General features: G+C 56.9%; 21 protein-coding genes. 11 read left to right on the top strand and 10 right to left on the bottom strand.

What is annotated here, in order from left to right; genetic code table 11:
- Nucleotides 1-1,955 precede the first annotated feature (1,955 nt).
- The 5 genes from ACR3FE_RS13415 to ACR3FE_RS13395 all read right to left on the bottom strand — a co-directional run bounded on the left by ACR3FE_RS13415 (nt 1,956) and on the right by ACR3FE_RS13395 (nt 5,305).
- Complete coding sequence (locus ACR3FE_RS13415; protein WP_472850187.1) at nt 1,956-2,759, bottom strand: DUF8054 domain-containing protein; 804 nt, start codon at nt 2,757-2,759, stop codon at nt 1,956-1,958.
- A gap of 139 nt (nt 2,760-2,898) precedes the next feature.
- Nucleotides 2,899-3,249: a sensor histidine kinase gene (locus tag ACR3FE_RS13410; protein ID WP_458207657.1), complete on the bottom strand. Its 351-nt coding sequence runs from the start codon at nt 3,247-3,249 to the stop codon at nt 2,899-2,901.
- 32 nt (nt 3,250-3,281) lie between these two features.
- A complete protein-coding gene (locus ACR3FE_RS13405) occupies nt 3,282-3,797 on the bottom strand; it encodes a GAF domain-containing protein (RefSeq protein WP_458207857.1) in 516 nt (171 codons plus the stop codon).
- Nucleotides 3,686-4,489 carry a response regulator gene (locus tag ACR3FE_RS13400; protein WP_458207656.1) on the bottom strand — a complete coding sequence of 268 codons (804 nt, stop codon included), beginning with the start codon at nt 4,487-4,489 and terminating at the stop codon, nt 3,686-3,688. The genes ACR3FE_RS13405 and ACR3FE_RS13400 overlap by 112 nt, the downstream gene beginning before the upstream one ends.
- An 81-nt stretch (nt 4,490-4,570) precedes the next feature.
- Nucleotides 4,571-5,305 (bottom strand): ThuA domain-containing protein, encoded by a 735-nt coding sequence (locus tag ACR3FE_RS13395; RefSeq protein WP_458207655.1) that lies wholly within the window; start codon nt 5,303-5,305, stop codon nt 4,571-4,573.
- A 133-nt stretch (nt 5,306-5,438) separates the two neighbouring features.
- On the opposite strand from ACR3FE_RS13395, the gene ACR3FE_RS13390 reads away from it, so the two are divergent.
- Complete coding sequence (locus ACR3FE_RS13390; RefSeq protein WP_458207654.1) at nt 5,439-5,864, top strand: VOC family protein; 426 nt, start codon at nt 5,439-5,441, stop codon at nt 5,862-5,864.
- 9 nt (nt 5,865-5,873) lie between these two features.
- On the opposite strand, the gene ACR3FE_RS13385 is transcribed toward ACR3FE_RS13390, so the two are convergent.
- Complete coding sequence (locus ACR3FE_RS13385; RefSeq protein ID WP_458207653.1) at nt 5,874-6,608, bottom strand: ferredoxin--NADP reductase; 735 nt, start codon at nt 6,606-6,608, stop codon at nt 5,874-5,876.
- Nucleotides 6,609-6,807: 199 nt separating this feature from the next.
- On the opposite strand from ACR3FE_RS13385, the gene ACR3FE_RS13380 reads away from it, so the two are divergent.
- A complete protein-coding gene (locus ACR3FE_RS13380; RefSeq protein ID WP_458207652.1) occupies nt 6,808-7,182 on the top strand; it encodes a DUF4112 domain-containing protein in 375 nt (124 codons plus the stop codon).
- A gap of 172 nt (nt 7,183-7,354) precedes the next feature.
- Here ACR3FE_RS13380 and ACR3FE_RS13375 read toward each other — a convergent pair whose 3' ends face one another.
- A complete protein-coding gene (locus tag ACR3FE_RS13375) occupies nt 7,355-7,948 on the bottom strand; it encodes a DUF7344 domain-containing protein (protein ID WP_458207651.1) in 594 nt (197 codons plus the stop codon).
- A gap of 358 nt (nt 7,949-8,306) precedes the next feature.
- Between ACR3FE_RS13375 and ACR3FE_RS13370 the strand changes: the two genes are divergently transcribed.
- The 3 genes from ACR3FE_RS13370 to ACR3FE_RS13360 all read left to right on the top strand — a co-directional run bounded on the left by ACR3FE_RS13370 (nt 8,307) and on the right by ACR3FE_RS13360 (nt 9,251).
- Entirely contained in the window at nt 8,307-8,621 is a 315-nt protein-coding gene (locus ACR3FE_RS13370; protein ID WP_458207650.1) for a hypothetical protein, read from the top strand.
- 144 nt (nt 8,622-8,765) lie between these two features.
- Nucleotides 8,766-8,957 (top strand): DUF7576 family protein, encoded by a 192-nt coding sequence (locus ACR3FE_RS13365; RefSeq protein WP_458207649.1) that lies wholly within the window; start codon nt 8,766-8,768, stop codon nt 8,955-8,957.
- A gap of 108 nt (nt 8,958-9,065) precedes the next feature.
- Complete coding sequence (locus tag ACR3FE_RS13360; RefSeq protein WP_458207648.1) at nt 9,066-9,251, top strand: hypothetical protein; 186 nt, start codon at nt 9,066-9,068, stop codon at nt 9,249-9,251.
- Here ACR3FE_RS13360 and ACR3FE_RS13355 read toward each other — a convergent pair.
- Nucleotides 9,217-9,879: a uracil-DNA glycosylase family protein gene (locus tag ACR3FE_RS13355; RefSeq protein WP_458207647.1), complete on the bottom strand. Its 663-nt coding sequence runs from the start codon at nt 9,877-9,879 to the stop codon at nt 9,217-9,219. The genes ACR3FE_RS13360 and ACR3FE_RS13355 overlap by 35 nt on opposite strands.
- Before the next feature lie 362 nt (nt 9,880-10,241).
- On the opposite strand from ACR3FE_RS13355, the gene ACR3FE_RS13350 reads away from it, so the two are divergent.
- Complete coding sequence (locus tag ACR3FE_RS13350) at nt 10,242-12,095, top strand: glycoside hydrolase family 15 protein (protein ID WP_458207646.1); 1,854 nt, start codon at nt 10,242-10,244, stop codon at nt 12,093-12,095.
- A 158-nt stretch (nt 12,096-12,253) separates the two neighbouring features.
- Here ACR3FE_RS13350 and tuf read toward each other — a convergent pair whose 3' ends face one another.
- Nucleotides 12,254-13,519, bottom strand: a complete 1,266-nt coding sequence (tuf, locus tag ACR3FE_RS13345; protein ID WP_458207645.1) for a translation elongation factor EF-1 subunit alpha — start codon at nt 13,517-13,519, stop codon at nt 12,254-12,256.
- 291 nt (nt 13,520-13,810) lie between these two features.
- Here tuf and ACR3FE_RS13340 point away from each other — a divergent pair, with 291 nt between their 5' ends.
- The 3 genes from ACR3FE_RS13340 to ACR3FE_RS13330 all read left to right on the top strand — a co-directional run bounded on the left by ACR3FE_RS13340 (nt 13,811) and on the right by ACR3FE_RS13330 (nt 15,545).
- Nucleotides 13,811-14,131 (top strand): hypothetical protein, encoded by a 321-nt coding sequence (locus ACR3FE_RS13340; protein ID WP_458207644.1) that lies wholly within the window; start codon nt 13,811-13,813, stop codon nt 14,129-14,131.
- 63 nt (nt 14,132-14,194) lie between these two features.
- The gene (locus ACR3FE_RS13335) at nt 14,195-15,250 is read left to right on the top strand and encodes a zinc-dependent alcohol dehydrogenase family protein (RefSeq protein ID WP_458207643.1); all 1,056 of its coding nucleotides are present in this window, start codon (nt 14,195-14,197) and stop codon (nt 15,248-15,250) included.
- 64 nt (nt 15,251-15,314) lie between these two features.
- A complete protein-coding gene (locus ACR3FE_RS13330; RefSeq protein ID WP_458207642.1) occupies nt 15,315-15,545 on the top strand; it encodes a hypothetical protein in 231 nt (76 codons plus the stop codon).
- A 33-nt stretch (nt 15,546-15,578) separates the two neighbouring features.
- On the opposite strand, the gene ACR3FE_RS13325 is transcribed toward ACR3FE_RS13330, so the two are convergent.
- Nucleotides 15,579-15,854: a MarR family transcriptional regulator gene (locus tag ACR3FE_RS13325; RefSeq protein ID WP_458207641.1), complete on the bottom strand. Its 276-nt coding sequence runs from the start codon at nt 15,852-15,854 to the stop codon at nt 15,579-15,581.
- A gap of 117 nt (nt 15,855-15,971) precedes the next feature.
- Between ACR3FE_RS13325 and ACR3FE_RS13320 the strand changes: the two genes are divergently transcribed.
- Both ACR3FE_RS13320 and ACR3FE_RS13315 read left to right on the top strand, forming a co-directional pair.
- The gene (locus tag ACR3FE_RS13320; protein WP_458207640.1) at nt 15,972-16,169 is read left to right on the top strand and encodes an HVO_2901 family zinc finger protein; all 198 of its coding nucleotides are present in this window, start codon (nt 15,972-15,974) and stop codon (nt 16,167-16,169) included.
- An 89-nt stretch (nt 16,170-16,258) separates the two neighbouring features.
- Nucleotides 16,259-16,621 (top strand): hypothetical protein, encoded by a 363-nt coding sequence (locus ACR3FE_RS13315; protein WP_458207639.1) that lies wholly within the window; start codon nt 16,259-16,261, stop codon nt 16,619-16,621.
- Nucleotides 16,622-16,655: the final 34 nt, after the last annotated feature.

Here is a 16,655-nt window from a genome sequence, read left to right as displayed (position 1 = left end):
ACATGCTTTCACTGAATAGTATATAAAACTGGGGCGTCCGTTGTTTCTTCTGTTCCGGTGCGTTTAAATAGTTCCGTCATTCGTAGGGGTGCAGCATTTCCGGTGTTTGGGACAGGATGATCTCGATGATGAATGGCGATGTCGGCTATAGCACTGCAGGATGTGATCATGCAGCGTGGTTGAACCGATGCAAGGATTCGTTCGGTCTCGTTCTCGAGAAACAAATACATTCGATGAACTCGACGAACTCGACGATCACATATCGGGGAACACTCGCGCGAGAAAATGAGAATCAAAGTGGAAGAACGAGGGTAGAAAGATAGGAGAAAGACAACGGAAACGATGGGGTAGAAAGACGTGGATGATTCTACAGAGCCGCTCCATTCGGCTAAATACGCGGGTTCTCGGGAGAATCGCATCTGGCGTCTCTCGCTGAAAGACACCGTCTTTCGTCGTTGCTTATAAAGACACACCCACCCCACTATTTCCTGTGTTTTGTGAGAGATGAGTGGTCGAAAAAGATCCACTATGAAAGCGATAGATTTATTAGATAGTATATGCAACCATATCCGTAGTGGGAAACGAGTTTAGAATTGAACTAAGTTCAACTGAACTCTAATTCATGAAAGGGTCAAATTCTCCGGGTTTTACTGCCATCGATCGTTCCTAACCGTATTTACGCGTCACGGTTCATTATTGCGCCACCGTTCTGTGGGTGCTTTCTTCGGTTTGTAGCGGTTCTGTAGCCGTTTTATACTCGTCTTGCACTTGTCTCGTCATCGTCTCGAAGCCGTCTTGTGATTGTGATCGAGTCGTGGTCACTCCCGTCATCTTTGTCGCTTCTGGCAGCTAACGTCGTCCCCACAAAACAGCGGAAACGATGGGGTGGGTGTCCATTCAGATACCGCTCAGCAGTCGGAAACTGTACGAGAACACCTCGCTATGCTCGTGTCGACGTATCGCTGTCGATCTCCGTTCGGTTCCTCCGTCTTGTAGACTCGACTTTTCGCGTTGAATCCCACGCCATCACCCACCCTACCGCCATCAAAACAACGGAAATTGTGGGGTCTGTGTCTTCCCCGTCCACTCGGTCACCGGTTCGTCAACACCAACGTACTCAACACACGAAAGACAACGGAAATTGTGGGGTCTGTGTCTTCCCCGTCCACTCGGCCACCGGTTCGTCAACACCAACGTACTCAACACACGAAAGACAACGGAAATCGCGGTGTTACCGAACGACGACCGATTGAGAACAACGGAAATATTGGTGTCGAGTCGGGTCGAACCTCGGAATTCGTTCGCTCTCATGCGAATCTGTTCATGGTGACGCTGTCGTTGCCCGTGGAATCGTAGTAGGCCGAAATCAGTGCTCCCACCCTCCGTTCTTCCGCCCATTACTGCACCTCTTTTCCGACTCTTCCCCTCGTTTTTCCTGTCGCTCCACCCTGTTTTTCCTGCACCATACTCCCTGTCTTGTTTTCCCTGTTCTCTCCACGCTACTCCCCTATTCGTCGCCCCCAACTTATTTTTCCCACACGAATTTCGAACGGATTAGGACGATCACGCCTTGCCGAGTCGTTCGCATTCGACGTACATTCGAATGGTCTGCTATTCCCACCGAGTAGGCGTTCTTCTACGAGATTTCTACAGATCTAAACAACGGAAACGGTGGTGTCTGACGGACGACGCTCTTGCTTTTCCATCCATCGTATCCGATTGAATCCGTCTCGATCGAGTCTCCACTGACCCCGTCTTGCGTGAATCTGCATCGAACCCCCTATCGCTTCTTCTTCTTCGCACTCCTCTCGATTCTACTTATCCACCATCTTCCACCATCCGATCAGATGTCACGATTTTGCATCCTCGACTGCGCTTGAACATCTGAATCTTGAACATCTGAAGGATATCTCGTAAACCCGTATTACGCCCAGAAACTTCGATAGAGCCGTTTTCTAGTTCTGTTCGACTTCCAGTATCCGCGCCTCACAACTCTCACACGTCGCAGCCACGACATCCATCGAACGACAGCAGGATTCGACCGTCTCTTGTTCTATCGCGATCGCGCCACCGCAGTCGGGACAGGTTTCGAGGAAGATGCGGAGACCACTGAGGATGCGACTCTGGTTATCGACGGGGAGATCGTCCCAGTCGTCGTAGCGTTTCCGGAGAATGCGAGCAGCAGCGAGATCCGCGACCAGTGCCCCGTGGGATTCCCACTGGCCGAGTCGGCGGCCATCGATTCGAGCGAGGAAGGCGCTGTCGTGCTCTTCGAACTCCAGTTCGTCCTCGTCGGTGTCGAGGATACGGCTCAGGTCACTCTTTTCGGCACCGTCTTCCATGACGCGCTCCATGGTGTCGTGCCAGGTCGTCCTGAACTCCTCGTCGAGACAAAGGTCGTCGAAATCCTCACACGGGGCGATGATGTTCGCTTCGCTTAGTACCTCTTCGGGTTCTCTGCCCGTCTCATCCGGAGCAGGCGTCGCCATCTCGTGTTTGTCGAACTTTCGTAGCAACCAGTCCGGGAAGTATCGCTTCGTCAACGCTGGTGTCCCTGGAACGAGATACCCCCGAAGGTAGATCGCCGTCAAACTGAAGACGAAGAATGCAACACCCAGGATCGGTGTGAGGAACATCAATCCTGCACTGACGAAGACGGCTATCGTTACGTTGACAATAGTACAGGGGGTGCAGCGATTCTCTCCAGTGTACTCTGGCTGTCGGAAACGATCAATGAATCTTGGGAGTTCCGCGCTCATCTCATTCACTACTAATTTGCTTCAGTAATATATACTTATTGCTGAACGAGATTGAAAAAAGGAGTGAGGCTCCGTTGGCACATTCTATCAGTGATATTCCTTCCAGGTATATTCTGGCATTTATAACTTTCCTGACTATTCACTCGGACGATTCCGCTCGTGGAAGTCGCATGGTTACGACACTTCCTCTGGGTTGGTTCACACTGAACGTGAGTTCACCACCGAACTTCCCGACGACCCAGTTCGTCAACCACAATCCGAGTCCGCTTCCGTGTTGGAGAGCCGTCTCTCGTCCCTCGCTCAGAACCGACTGTTCTTCTTTCGGAATCCCTGGCCCGTCGTCGGTGACGGTTATCTCCACCCACTCTCCTCTGTTGGAATCGACCGTCGTCACCGAGATCGTGTCGTCAGGACTGTCCGTGTCGTTGTGTTCGGCAGCGTTTTCGAGTACCTCGCTTACGACGGTGTCCAGCGTCTTGTCTCCGTACACCCACGCTTCGTTTGGAAGATCGGCAGTGAGATTTACGTCCGGGTACGACTCTCGGAGGTCGAACAGGATCGGTCGATGAGAGGTGTGATATCGATCGGCGTTCTCGTCTGGCTTCTTCCGTCGAGCGTTTTCCCGACTTCCCGAGCTTTCTCGCTGACTTCTATCAGTTCTGTCGCTTTGCGCTTGATTATCTCGGCACTTTCGGAGGTCTCCGGAATCGACTCCATGAGATTATCTGCGTGACCGAGGACGACGTTCAGATCGTTTCGGAGATTGTGCCGGAGGATACGGTTGAACACCTGGAGCCGTTGTTCCCGCCGAAGGAGTTCCTGCCGCGTTCGAACGGAATTGATGGCGTAAGCGATGCTGTTTCCGAACTTCGAGAGAACACGTCGTTCGGTCTCGTCGAATGCATTCGGGTGGTCGGCATACACGTTCAACACGCCATAGATGGAGTTTTCGTATTGGAGTGGAATGACCGCTCTCGACTGGTATCCACGTTCGAGCGCTTTCTCCCGCCACTGTTCTGACGAGGATTCATCTGCGATTTTCTGCGTGATCTGGATCGTTCCAGTTTCGAGCGCACGGGGAAAGGTTTCGACTCATCTTCCGTCGAATCGCCACGGTACGTTGCGTCGAGATACCCCGCCTCGATTCCAGCAGAGACGCGCGGGATGATTCGCCCCTCGTCGACTTTTCCCATCCACGCGAACAGATACGACTTGGAATCTGCGAGGCGCTCGCAGACGGACTCTTCGATCTCTTCGCGGGTCGAGGCTTCGAGAAGCGATTGACTGACGTCCCAGATGAGGTCGTTGATGTCGATCTGCCTTCGGACGGCCTGTTCGGCTCGATGATGTGAAACAGCGTTCTCGATACGGTTCGCCAGCGCGACGAACTGGCGTCGCCCGGTTCCCTTCTGGAGATAATCGGTAACTCCTGCCGAAATCGCCTTGCTCGCGGTCTTCTCGCTTCCCCCACCGGTCAGGAGGATGAATGGAATCTCTGGGTTGACCTCCTTGACGGCGTCTAGCAGTTCGAGACCGTTCATCTCCGGCATCTCGTAGTCACTGACCACGCAATCGAACTGCTCTCGTTCGAGTCGGGTGAGGGCGTTTTCCGGATTCGTTTCCGTATGAACTGTCACGTTCGGTTGTTCTTCTTCGAGGACGGTCGATGCGACCGTCGCGAAGAACTCGTTGTCTTCGACGTGCAGTACCCGAGTCGGGCGACGTTCCATCCTACCATACAGGTCTTGATTGTGACCAATAAATAACTTTGTCCTGTTTCTCCATTATTACTCCTTCATATCACATAGTAGTCATTGACGACCCCGGTTTTCGGGAGCGACGGGTACTTCGCCGAACGCTGGCTGCGAGCCATCGTCGGAGGCGGCCCACTCGATAGCGTTCCCCAACACCTGCTGAATCTCCGGCTGCCGGTAGATGGGATACGTCTCGTGACCCGGACGGAAGTAGAATATTCGCCCCGAACCGCGACGATAACAGCAACCGCTCCGGAACACTTCACCTCCTTCGAACCAGCTCGCGAAGACGAGTTCGTCGGGTGCGGGAACGTCGAACCGCTCGCCGTACATCTCCGCTTTTGGGACGATGATCTGTTCGTCGACTCCGGTGGCGATCGGATGGCTCGGCTCGACCACCCACAGGCGTTCTTGCTCGCCCTCGTTTCGCCACTTCAGGTCACAGCTCGTTCCCATTAGCCGTTTGAATATCTTCGAGAAATGGCCGGAGTGGAGGACGATGAGACCCATCCCGTCGAGAACGTGCTGGTGAACTCGTTCGACTATCTCGTCAGCGACCGCTTCGTGTGCGGCGTGCCCCCACCAGGTCAAGACGTCCGTTCGTGCAAGAACGTCTTCAGTAAGTCCGTGTTTGGGCTCGTCCAGTGTCGCTGTCTGGACGTCGAATCCCCGCGATTCGAACGCATCCGCAAGCACCGCGTGAATTCCGTCCGGATAGCAATCGCGTGCCGCCGCTCGTTCTCGTTCGTGACGGAACTCGTTCCAGACCGTTACTCGAATCGGGTCAGTCATGGCCCACACTGTCTGCCGAGAGGGATTTACCCTTTCGGCCCGGCACCCACTCCGAAATCACGACCGAGATTCTCCAAAGTGTGTGAGAATTCTCCACTAGCGCGTTTATCTCGCCAATCGACGAAACTACCATATGGAACCTCGAATCAGCATCATCACGCTTGGCGTTTCAGATCTCGACGAATCGATCCGATTCTACCGAGACGGTCTCGGACTGCCGATTCAGGACCGAGAGGAGGATTCACCCATCGCTTTCTTCACGTTGGCGGGAGCGTGGCTCGCGCTCTATCCGCGCGAACTACTCGCCGAAGACGCGACAGTCTCCCCTGTTGGAAGTGGGTTCGAAGGAGTCACACTCGCTCACAACGTCGAATCGAAAGAGCGAGTAGACGCCGTTCTCGACGAGGCAGTCGACGCGGGCGCAGACCTCGTCAAACCAGCACAGGACGTAGACTGGGGCGGATACTCCGGCTACTTCGCAGACCCGGACGGCCATCTCTGGGAAGTCGCGTGGAACCCCTACTGGGAGTTCGAAGAAGTCGATCGAACAGGGCGCTGAAAGAGACGGTCAGTCGCCGGATACTTCGTCGTCTTCCCACCCTTCGCTGTATACGGACTCGTCTGAAACCCCGATCTCCGCGAGTTCGTCTTTCGTTTCCACGACCATTTCGGGAACCCCACAGACGTAGAAGTCGGTCGTCTCCGGCTCTGGCACTACCTCCTCGATGTGCGTTTGAACGTGACCGGTCTTCCCGGGCCACTCCGCTTCGGAGAGCGAGTAGGCGACGGTCAGATTCTCGTGTTGGGATTCGAACTGGTCGAGGGTCTCCCGGTAGATGATATCCTCCTGTGTCTTCTCGCCGTAGAGGAAGGTCGCGTGCCCGTTGCCCTCCCGCAGGTACTGTTTCAACATCGCCATCATCGGTGTGATTCCGGTTCCAGTCGAGACGAACGCGACGTCCGAATCGAGATCTCTGAGATGGAGATTTCCATCGAGGTCTTCGACCCGAATCGTGTCGCCGGGTTCTCGGCCGTGCATATACACCGAGGCGGTTCCATCGTCGTACCGCTTGATGGCCAACGTGAGGCTGTTCGTCCCCGGAAGCGACGTTGCAGTGTAGGGACGAACAACTTCGTCGCTCTCACCATTTCCGCTACTTTCATCGCCCTCTTCGCTATCTCGCTCGAAGTGGAGTTGCGTGTGCTGGCCGGGTTCGAAATCGAAGGGGTCGTCGTCGACCAGCTGGAACTGTTTCACTCGCGGTGTCATCTGGTGGATCGACGTGATCTCGACCTCGCGCATGGATGTCCATCCGGTCGTGACGTCCGTAAACGAACTGGCCGGTGCTCAGGGACGGGAGTAAAATGACCGAGGTGAGGAGGAATAGAAAAGTGCAATGGGGAGATTGATCGGAGAGATGGAATAATGTGAGTAGAGAGACTGGGAGACGTTCTCACACTAGGCCGGAGGGCATAACTACACAGACCGACTGTGATATTCTATGGTAGAGTACTCTGACTTCCCTGACGAGTTACCCCTGAGCAAACGTCGGTCAATGAAGCGAGTCAGGGCGGTGAGCAACCTGCTGGACGAAGCGTTCCGTATCCCCAGCACGAACTACCGTATCGGACTCGATCCCATCCTCGGTCTCCTTCCGGTCGGTGGCGACGCCGCCGCCGCGGTCATCTCGCTGTACGTCGTCCTCGAAGCCTACCTGATGGACGTTCCACGTCACGTCCTCGCACGGATGGTGATGAACATTCTCGTCGACACTCTCGGTGGGGTGATTCCTATCCTCGGGTCGGTATTCGACGCGGCGTGGAAGGCCAACAGCCGAAATCTCGAACTACTGGAGAGACACGTCGAACAGTACTGACGAGCTAACGCTTCAGACGTTATTGACCTGCGTATCGCTTCTACTGAAGCGGCCATCGTGTCGAACAGTCCCGACGCGACCATCGCTTTCGGCTCGAACTGTCGTCCGAATTTATCGAATCGACATCCTCCCAGACGACTGCTCGCCTGCTAGTACCGAAAATAGAGACCGACTATGTGTCGTTCGTAAGGATCTGAGCGAGCGAAAGCGCCGCAAACGCCGCGACGAGAACGACACCAAATACGAGGTCTGGAATCAGAGATATCGGGGGGATACCGAGCCCTGCCGCAATCACGGTCATCACGCCGGCAGCAGTAAGACGGCGGTAGTAGCTGAGCCACGGGTTCTCGTCTTCGACGTCACCATCGGGTTCTGACTCGGTTGCATCGGTCGGTGAGAGGTCGAGGTAGGGGTCGAACTGGTCGGCCAGCGGGCCTCGCTTGACGATTCCCCGACTCTTGTTGTACTCGATGATTCCTTCGCCGTCGAGTTTCGGGAGGTGGGACTGATAGAGTGCGATGTAGACGCGCTGGCGTTCGTTCGACGAGAGTGCCTGAACCGTCGTGTTGTTCTCCCACGCGGCCACCTGTTCGGCGACATCGCGCATCTCGACGGTGCCATTGGTTCCTTTCAGGTATCGAAGTGCGTACCGACGGCGTTGCGTCTGGAGGATGTGGAATATCTTATCGCGCGAGAGGGGTTCCGGACGCTCTTCAGTGGGAGTTTCGTACTCGTCTGCTGCCATCGATTCTGTACCGGCACTCATCGTACAGCCGTCCAGTAAGTTCTGCTTTCTCTCCGTTCTGGCGGGTTCAAGCCGAGATTATCGTCGGTGGTTCGTTCCGGGTGTCTTTCCCGTCCCGGTAATCGGTCGTTTCGTTGCTCGCGTGCCATGTACTTCAATACTTTTTGGAGATTTTAAAAAGGTGTCGGGTCTACGTCAATGATAAACCTTTAATTTATTTTTTGGCCGCAAGATGGTAGTTTCGTTCTCGTTATCTATCTTGGTTCCTCGTCGCGTTCGTCACTGGGCTTTTAATATCTCGAAAGCGAAGCTTTCTCAGACGATGGCGAGTTTCGATAGGGGAGAGTATAGGCACGTCGTTCGACGCCTTGCGAACGACGTGCACGACCGAATGACTGCCGGGATGGGTATGCGTTCCGCCCTGTATCGGTCGGTCGGGGAGTGTGTGGTCGATCTCTGGAATCGTGAGGTGTCGCTTCGCGTCTGTGAACTCTCGGAGCGTGACCCCGAGATCGAAGTGGTCGCCGATATCATCGCCGAGGACGCGAGCGACACGCACGCAGACTACGAGATCTACATTCGAGCGATGGCGTTCTCCGTCCTTTCACAGGACGTTCGGACAGTGGTCGAGCACACCATCAGGGTCAATGGTGAGGTCACCGACCCGACCGACACGCGCGAGCTTCCAGAATAGACGGGAAATCAACTCACAATATTTGGGTACCTGTCTCTCGAGTTCACTGATATTAGAAAAATATGGAAATTTTACTAATAAGTTTAGGAATAGATGGTAATCTATCCCATCAAGTTTACCCACCTTCAGTTCGTTCGTCTCCCTATGTCCGGCACTGCACATCCCGACGAGGAATTTCGACACTGTGCAAACTGCAATAAACTTGTCGACCTCGTCGACCACCACCCAACAGTGGTCGTCGAGCACGCTTCTCTCTCCGACGAAACCGAACGAGTGACACTCCACTTCTGTAGCGGCGACTGTCTACACGAGTGGACGGGGCCGTTTCCGGAGTGATCGGCTCCTGATTTCGAGACTGGCCGACACAGTTCCAGAGTCCGGTAACCTGCACATACCACAGAAACGCTCGCTGGAGTTTTCTTTCCTCGAATCGTTCACTACTCTATGGACATCCCGCGCCCGGACTCACGTCTGAAGCGCGCTGCACTCGTCGTGGGTATCGCGCTCGGACTCCTCCTCTCGCTCGTCGCACTACCGATCGTACTGCTCGGTGTAGAGATCGTCGTCGGAATCGTCGTGACGGTCGTCTCGGTGATTACCGAACCTCGTAGGGATCTGCGTCCGGCATGAACCGACCCAGATCGACCGTCTGCTGGTAGTCAGAGCTGAGAAGCGCGTTCAGACGTGTGCGCAGTCGGTCATCATCTCTCGGCCCCCACTCGCGGGGGTCACGGATGGGAACGACGAGGAAGCCACGTCCCTTGATCTCCTGAGCGTGGAGCGATTCCATGTCGATGTCTAACTTCCCTGCCTTCGCGGTGAACTCCCAGAAGACGTGTTCGGTCGCGCGCTCGCCAACGGGGAGCAAAACGTGGGCCGCGATCGCCCGGAGTTCCGCGTCGAAGAATCGTTCCATGTCGCTGTACTCCGAGGGAGACGGTTCCCGACCATCGGGCAGACAGCACATGTGGAGGTAGCTCGTAAACAGGTTCGCAACCGACGGTTCGTCGCTGTACGCGTCTCCCAGCAATCCCACGTCGTTCAGCACCGGTTGGAGTTTCTCGCCGACCTCACTTCCGGTGAAGGGGACGCCCGTCGCGGTGCCACCGTGGATTCCCGGATGGTCGCCGACGACGTGAAAGTCGGCGTTCGCATCGCCATAGCCGAACACCGCACAGTGTCCATCGGGAACACATTCGTACTCACAGGGCGGGGACATTCCGAATGGATTGCTCGTTCTATCCGTAACGTTCTGCACGGAACTCGATAGTAGCGTGAGCGTTAAAGGCGACGCGGTTCGACGCGATTCAGCGTCGTCTCTTCCGATAGCGTTCTTTCTCTGTCTCCTGTCGTTAGCTGTTTCTAGCTTCCCGCGCCGTGTTCCTCTCGGTCGTGGTCTTTGAGTTCTTCTTCCGTCTCGAACGTCTCTCCACAGTCGCACTCGAATTCGGTTCCGTGGTTATGGTCGTGACCTCGTGCCATACGCTATCATGGACGAGCATCACGGTCTTAACTTTCATCTGAGTTTCAGGTTATCGAGTAACGACAGGGTTACGAGGGTACTCCGGGGTTCCTCGAAGTTGATGTAGACTCGTCTCCTAGTCGACCACAGGGGGTTCCATGACTGACTACGTCCCACTCGAAGCGTACGGTCTCGTCGGCAATCTCGAAACCTGCGTGCTCGTCAGTGCCGAGGGTTCGGTAGACTGGTGTCCGTTTCCACATCTCGAATCGCCGAGCGTGTTCACACGGCTCCTCGACGAAGCAGGCGGCCATTTTAGCATCAGGCCGGACGCCTCGTACGAATCGACGCAGCGATACATCGACCGAACGAACGTCCTTCGAACCGAGTTTCAGACCGCGCTGGGTGACGTGGTCGTGACGGATTTCATGCCGGTCATCGAAGAAGAGGACGGTCAGTCCCGAAAACGGGCGCTCTACCGACGAGTGATCTGCGAGCGTGGAACGGTCGATGTCGACGTCGCTTTCGCACCGCGATTCGACTACGCACGAACGCCGACCACGGTGGAGACGCGAGCGGGCGGAATCCTCGCTCGGGGTGACGATGCGACCGTGTTTCTCACGACCGACCGCGAGTTCGACGTGGCTGACGCGACTGCGACCAGTACCGAGACGCTAGAAGACGGCGACACCGAGTGGTTCGTCCTCTGTTACGATGATACCGAACCGATAGATGCCGATGTAGGAGTTCGATTGCTCGGTGACACCCTCTCGTTCTGGCGAGGATGGGCACATACCTGCAACGAATCGGAGTGTGTCTTCGGTGGCCCGTGGCACGACATCGTCGTCCGATCCGGATTGGTGCTCAAACTGCTGACCCACCACGATACCGGTGCGATCGCAGCAGCACCAACCACGTCGCTTCCGGAGGATGTCGGCGGGATTCGCAACTGGGATTACCGATACAACTGGATTCGGGATGCCGCGTTCACCATCCAGGCCCTCTCCAACCTCCACCACACGGACGAGGCCGAAGCGTACTACGACTGGTTCCTCGACCTCTGTCGTATCACCGACCCCGAGCAGATCCAACCATTGTACGGTCTCCACGGCGATGTCGACCTCGACGAGACGGAACTCGACCACCTCTCGGGTTATCGAAACTCGTCGCCCGTCCGAATCGGCAACGGAGCCAAAGACCAGCGACAACTGGACATCTACGGCGAGCTCGTTCTCGCGGTCTACGAAACGACCGACGGTGACTATCTGAGCGGGGGCGACTGGGACGAACTCCGAGCAGTCGTCGACTACGTCTGTGACGTCTGGACGAAGAAAGACGAGGGTATCTGGGAAGTGCGAGGTGAGTCTCGTCACTTCGTCTTCTCGAAGTTGATGTGCTGGGTCGCTCTCGACCGCGCCATCGCCATCGCCGAAGAACGCGACTTCGATGCGCCGTTCGATCGCTGGCGTGCAGTGCGCGACGAGATCGCGAGGACCATCCTCGAAGAGGGATACAGCGAGGAACGCGAAGCGTTCGTACAAGCGTTCGGTGATACGAAAACGCTCGACGCGACTGCCCTTCTCATCCCGCTCGTCGGGTTTCTTCCCTTCGACGACGAGCGCGTCCAGAACACCATCGACGCGATTAAAGACCAGTTAGCGACAGACGATGGTCTGGTTCGTCGCTACGACGGCGACGACGGACTCCCCGGCGAGGAAGGCGCGTTCGTCCTCTGTTCGTTTTGGCTGGTCGATGCGCTGGCGCTCTCCGGGCGCATCGAGGAGGCCCGGGAGATCTACTTGAACGTCCTTGACTACGTGAGTCCGCTGGGACTCCTCGCCGAGGAGATCGACTACGAGGAAGGGGTTCAGGTCGGCAACTACCCGCAGGCGTTCAGTCACATCGGCCTCATCAACTCCGCACTGTATCTCGGGCGTGTCGCAGGCCGAGACAGTAAGGGTGTTCCACCGATCGGGTTGGAGTTGGGGCGAGGGGTATCTACGCCCGAGTAAGAACGAAATTCCCCATCGACCGGAGGCACGAACGGTCGTCTCCGCACTCTTGCTGTTCGAGAACGAAGAGCCCGCCGAAGACTGCGAGACACTCCGTGAGGTTCGACGCCAGTTCGAATGCGAGTTCGGCGTAAGTAGCAACGAAGGGGTGAGCTGACCTACTTCTCGTTCACTTCGAGCACCCGCCCCGCTGCGATGGTCTGTCCCATATCGCGAACCGCGAAACTTCCCAACTCGGGAATCTCCGACGACGGTTCGATGGAGAGTGGTTTCTGCGGTCTGACGGTCACGACGGCGGCGTCACCACTCTGGATGAAGTCGGGATTCTCCTCTTCGACCTCCCCGCTCGCTGGGTCGATCTTTTGGTCGATGTTCTCGATGGTGCAGGCGACCTGCGCTGTGTGTGCGTGGAAGACCGGCGTGTAACCCGACGTGATGACCGAGGGATGTTGCATCACGACGATCTGGGCTTTGAACGTCTTCGCGACGGTCGGCGGGTCCTCTGCCGGGCCTGCAACGTCACCACGTCGGATGTCGTTTTTGCCGACGCCACGGACGTTGAACCCGACGTTGTCGCCCGGTTCGGCCTGTGGCACCTCTTCGTGGTGCATCTCGATGGTCTTGACCTCGCCGCTCACGTCGCTCGGCTGGAACGAGACGGAATCGCCCGTGTTCAGCACACCCGTTTCGACGCGCCCGACCGGCACCGTACCGATGCCCGAGATGGTGTAGACGTCCTGGATCGGCAGGCGGAGCGGTGCGTCGGTCGGCGGTTCCGGTAGCGGAAGGTTGTTCAGTGCTTCGAGGACGACCCGTCCGTCGTACCACGACATGTTGTCGCTGTGTTCGACGACGTTGTCGCCTTCCAGCGCCGAGATCGGGATGAACTCGGCGTCCTCGGTGTCGAATCGCACCTGATTCAGCAGGTCTTTCACCTCGGCGACAACCTCACGATAGCGGTCTTCGTCGTAATCGACTGCGTCCATCTTGTTCACGGCGACGATGAGTTCGTTGATGCCGAGCGTGCGTGCGAGGAAGACGTGTTCCTGGGTCTGTGGCTGGACGCCGTCGTCCGCACCGACGACGAGCACCGCGTTGTCTGCCTGCGAGGCACCCGTGATCATATTCTTCACGAAGTCGCGGTGGCCCGGCGTATCGACGATCGTGAAGTAGTACTCGTCGGTGTCGAACTCCTGATGGGCGATGTCGATGGTGACGCCGCGCTCGCGCTCTTCGGCGAGGTTGTCCATCACGTAGGCGAACTCGAAGCCGCCTTTGCCCTTCTCCTCGGCTTCCTTCTTGTGCTGTTCGATGACGTGCTCGGGTACGCTCCCCGTCTCGAAGAGCAGTCTTCCGACAAGGGTGGATTTCCCGTGGTCTACGTGGCCGATGATCGCTAGGTTCTGGTGTGGTTTGTTTGGCATATTCCCGTCCCCCGTACTAGATATCCTTCACTTCGAGCTACAAAAACAGTTGTGCCGAAATCACCCGTTTCGCGCCGCTGTCGGCCGAAATAACTCGCTCGTGGATGCTACCATTTCCGGAGAAAGTATTTGTCATCGGGTCGTGATGATAACGATGCGCCACATGTCCTCGCTCTCCCGTCGTACGGTTCTCCGGTTCGGTGGCACGACACTTGCTTCCGGCATGGCAGGATGTTCTATCTCACTTCATGGTCGGAACCCGACCCTCCACGAATCGTGGAGTCTAGAACCATGAATTTCGACGACGAACCGCACACCGTCCACGTACTTCTTCGCAGAGATGGCGAAACCGTATACCGGAAGTCGCTTCGACTGAAGGCCGGTCGTTCGGACGACCCTTCTGAGGGGACGTTCGATGGATATCCGGCAGAGTCAGGTGCCGACGTTCTCTATGCGTGGCGAGACGACCAACCGGAAGACCAGCGACGCAAACTCGATTTCAGAGAGTACGAAACGGAGTGTATCGGCTTCCAGATTCACGTCGGATATTTCGGCGAACCCACTTCGAGAGTGTCCATCTGGAAGACGACGAACTGCGACGCAGGAACGTAAACTCGGCAAATCGAGGCTTGCCGCTCCCCGCCGTTTTAAGCCATACACACCCCTTTCACCAGTATGCAAGCCGCAGTCCTGACCGCCTACGGTGAACCGCTTTCCATCGAGGAGGTGCCGAACCCCGACCCCGACGACCACGGCGTCGTCATCGAAACCGAGGCCTGTGGAATCTGCCGGAGCGACTGGCACGCCTGGCAGGGTCACGGCGAGTGGGCCGACGACCAGGTACCGATCGGGCAGATTCTCGGTCACGAACCCGCCGGGCGCGTCGTAGCGGTCGGCGAGCAGGTCGAGGGAATCCGCGAGGGCGACCAGATCGCGGTTCCGTTCAATCTCGGTAGGGGCACCTGTGAGTACTGCCAGAACGGGCACGGGAACGTCTGCAAGAACGGAATCGCTCTCGGCTTCGAGGAGGCCGCCCCCGGTGCGTTCGCCGAGCAGGTACACGTCCCTTACGCCGACTACAACGCGGTGCAACTTCCTGAAGGTGTCTCCCCGGTCGAGATGGCCGGACTGGGGTGTCGGTTCGTCACCGCGTATCACGCCCTCGTGCATCGAATCGACCTGACGCCCGGCGACTGGGTGGCGGTGCACGGCTGTGGCGGTGTCGGCCTCTCGGCGGTTCACGTCGCGGACGCGCTCGGTGCGAACGTCGTCGCGGTCGATCTGGATGATGCGAAACTCGATCAAGCGATGGAACTCGGCGCGGTGGAGGTCGTCAATGGCCGTGAGGAGGACGTCCCGTCGGCGATTCACGACCGAATCGATGGGGCACACGTCTCCATCGACGCGCTCGGTATCGCAGAAACCTGTCGGAACTCCATCGACTGCCTCCGTCGCCGGGGGCAACACGTCCAACTCGGGTTGACGACGGAGGAGGAAAAAGGGGAGATCTCGATTCCGACGGACGCGATGACGATGCGCGAGATAACCTTCTACGGGTCGCGGGGAATGCCGCCCTCTCGATACAACGAACTCCTTCGAATGATGGAACGAGACGTGCTCTCGCCCGGACAACTCGTGACGAAGACGGTGTCGCTGGCGGAGGTTCCGGAAAGGCTCGACGCGATGAGCGAGTTCGAAACGTCGGGTATCGAAGTCGTCGAATTTTCGTAGTGATGGCCGTCGAACGGCGAGCGCGAACCAAAATTATTTGAAGACTAACATTTCCGATTCCGATATGAGTTACCGCTTCGGCCTCAGCACGACCAGGATCGCGATTATCGGCCTTCTCCTACTGACCACACAGGGTATCACCTTCTTTCTCATCGCGGGTGCGGCGACTACCGACGCGGGAACGGTGGGCTGGATTCTCATAGTCGTCGTCCCCCTTACCCTCCTCGGCACGGGCTTGTACTTACTGACTGGTGACAGACCCGACTGGTGGTCTTCGGTCGGACGACGGGTGTAGAACGAGATGCGGGTCGAATCGATCGAACGCGTATCAGACCGGGGTCTCTTCGAGACAGCTCACTTGCTCCCAGTTGCGCGTCTCGTCGAGTTTGTAAAGTCGCTGGCGAGCGTCGGGGATGTAGACTTCCTCTTTGACGGCCCCGATCTCGGTGAGATTATCGAGTGCGCTCCTGACGGTTCGTGCGGAGAGCCGCGACTGTTGGACGAGTTCTTTCTGCGTGTGCGAGCCGTTGTACTCCAGAACCTTGAACACGAGCTTCGCACTCGGTGGGAGTTCACAGAGGTTCGTGAGAGTTCGTTCTTGCATGGACGGTTCGACGGACGCAAGCCACTAAATTACTCGCTAACTTCAGGGTAACCCAGTGTCGTGCGTGTCACCAGCAAAAGCGGAGGTTCTTTGATGGATGACTGCGATAGATATTGTATGCAGCCTGAACTTGCAAGTCGGGAGCATGCGTCTGACATCGACCGACTCTTCTGCCGAGAGTGTGGAGAGCGTTTCGACGCTGACACTGCAACCGACGACGGCTGGCGGTATCGATGCCCGAACGACGACTGTGAGGGGGCAGGCATCCGGGAGGATCTCTACCCGGTAGAGGACGTCCTGCCATCTCACCGATAACTTCGATACATCTTTCCCCGCTCGTTTCTTTCGACGGCAGTTCGATGGAAACACTTTAAGTCGCCACACTGCACGAAGACGAACACCGAATGCGGTTCGACGGAATACTCATCCAGGTGCTCGCGACACTCATGCTCGTTGCTGGCGTCGTGCTCACCGGCTACGCGCTCCTCCAGCCACAGCAAAGCGACACGACGTACACGCTCTCCGTCGAACAGGTGAACGAGAACGAACCAGGCGTGCGCTCCGAGTCGGTCGAGTACAGCGACCTCTCGCGCGAGGCGCGCATCGCGTTTGGCCGCGCGAAGTTTAAGCGGTTCGTACGAACTCCCCGAGAAGCCTCCCACACAGTTGGAGACACACTCGTTCGTCAAAACCGAAAACGGCGTCTACGCACTCGATATCTCCAAGCGCGAGCATATCACCGAGCGGATGGCGACCCTGTTCGGTAAGACGACGACCGCGCTCATCGGTACCTTCATCTTC

The organism is Haladaptatus rarus (assembly GCF_054177585.1).
Note: the sequence above shows the minus strand (reverse complement) of the source record. Positions and strands in the feature narration are given on the sequence as shown.

Bases quoted from the DNA above. Each gene is read 5' to 3' on its own strand.
- ACR3FE_RS13415 (WP_472850187.1), bottom strand. From the start codon at position 2,759: ATGAGCGCGGAACTCCCAAGATTCATTGATCGTTTCCGACAGCCAGAG.
- ACR3FE_RS13400 (WP_458207656.1), bottom strand. From the start codon at position 4,489: ATGGAACGTCGCCCGACTCGGGTACTGCACGTCGAAGACAACGAGTTC.
- ACR3FE_RS13395 (WP_458207655.1), bottom strand. From the start codon at position 5,305: ATGACTGACCCGATTCGAGTAACGGTCTGGAACGAGTTCCGTCACGAA.
- ACR3FE_RS13390 (WP_458207654.1), top strand. From the start codon at position 5,439: ATGGAACCTCGAATCAGCATCATCACGCTTGGCGTTTCAGATCTCGAC.
- ACR3FE_RS13385 (WP_458207653.1), bottom strand. From the start codon at position 6,608: ATGCGCGAGGTCGAGATCACGTCGATCCACCAGATGACACCGCGAGTG.
- ACR3FE_RS13380 (WP_458207652.1), top strand. From the start codon at position 6,808: ATGGTAGAGTACTCTGACTTCCCTGACGAGTTACCCCTGAGCAAACGT.
- ACR3FE_RS13375 (WP_458207651.1), bottom strand. From the start codon at position 7,948: ATGAGTGCCGGTACAGAATCGATGGCAGCAGACGAGTACGAAACTCCC.
- ACR3FE_RS13365 (WP_458207649.1), top strand. From the start codon at position 8,766: ATGTCCGGCACTGCACATCCCGACGAGGAATTTCGACACTGTGCAAAC.
- ACR3FE_RS13360 (WP_458207648.1), top strand. From the start codon at position 9,066: ATGGACATCCCGCGCCCGGACTCACGTCTGAAGCGCGCTGCACTCGTC.
- ACR3FE_RS13350 (WP_458207646.1), top strand. From the start codon at position 10,242: ATGACTGACTACGTCCCACTCGAAGCGTACGGTCTCGTCGGCAATCTC.
- tuf (WP_458207645.1), bottom strand. From the start codon at position 13,519: ATGCCAAACAAACCACACCAGAACCTAGCGATCATCGGCCACGTAGAC.
- ACR3FE_RS13340 (WP_458207644.1), top strand. From the start codon at position 13,811: ATGAATTTCGACGACGAACCGCACACCGTCCACGTACTTCTTCGCAGA.
- ACR3FE_RS13335 (WP_458207643.1), top strand. From the start codon at position 14,195: ATGCAAGCCGCAGTCCTGACCGCCTACGGTGAACCGCTTTCCATCGAG.
- ACR3FE_RS13330 (WP_458207642.1), top strand. From the start codon at position 15,315: ATGAGTTACCGCTTCGGCCTCAGCACGACCAGGATCGCGATTATCGGC.
- ACR3FE_RS13325 (WP_458207641.1), bottom strand. From the start codon at position 15,854: ATGCAAGAACGAACTCTCACGAACCTCTGTGAACTCCCACCGAGTGCG.
- ACR3FE_RS13320 (WP_458207640.1), top strand. From the start codon at position 15,972: ATGCAGCCTGAACTTGCAAGTCGGGAGCATGCGTCTGACATCGACCGA.
- ACR3FE_RS13315 (WP_458207639.1), top strand. From the start codon at position 16,259: ATGCGGTTCGACGGAATACTCATCCAGGTGCTCGCGACACTCATGCTC.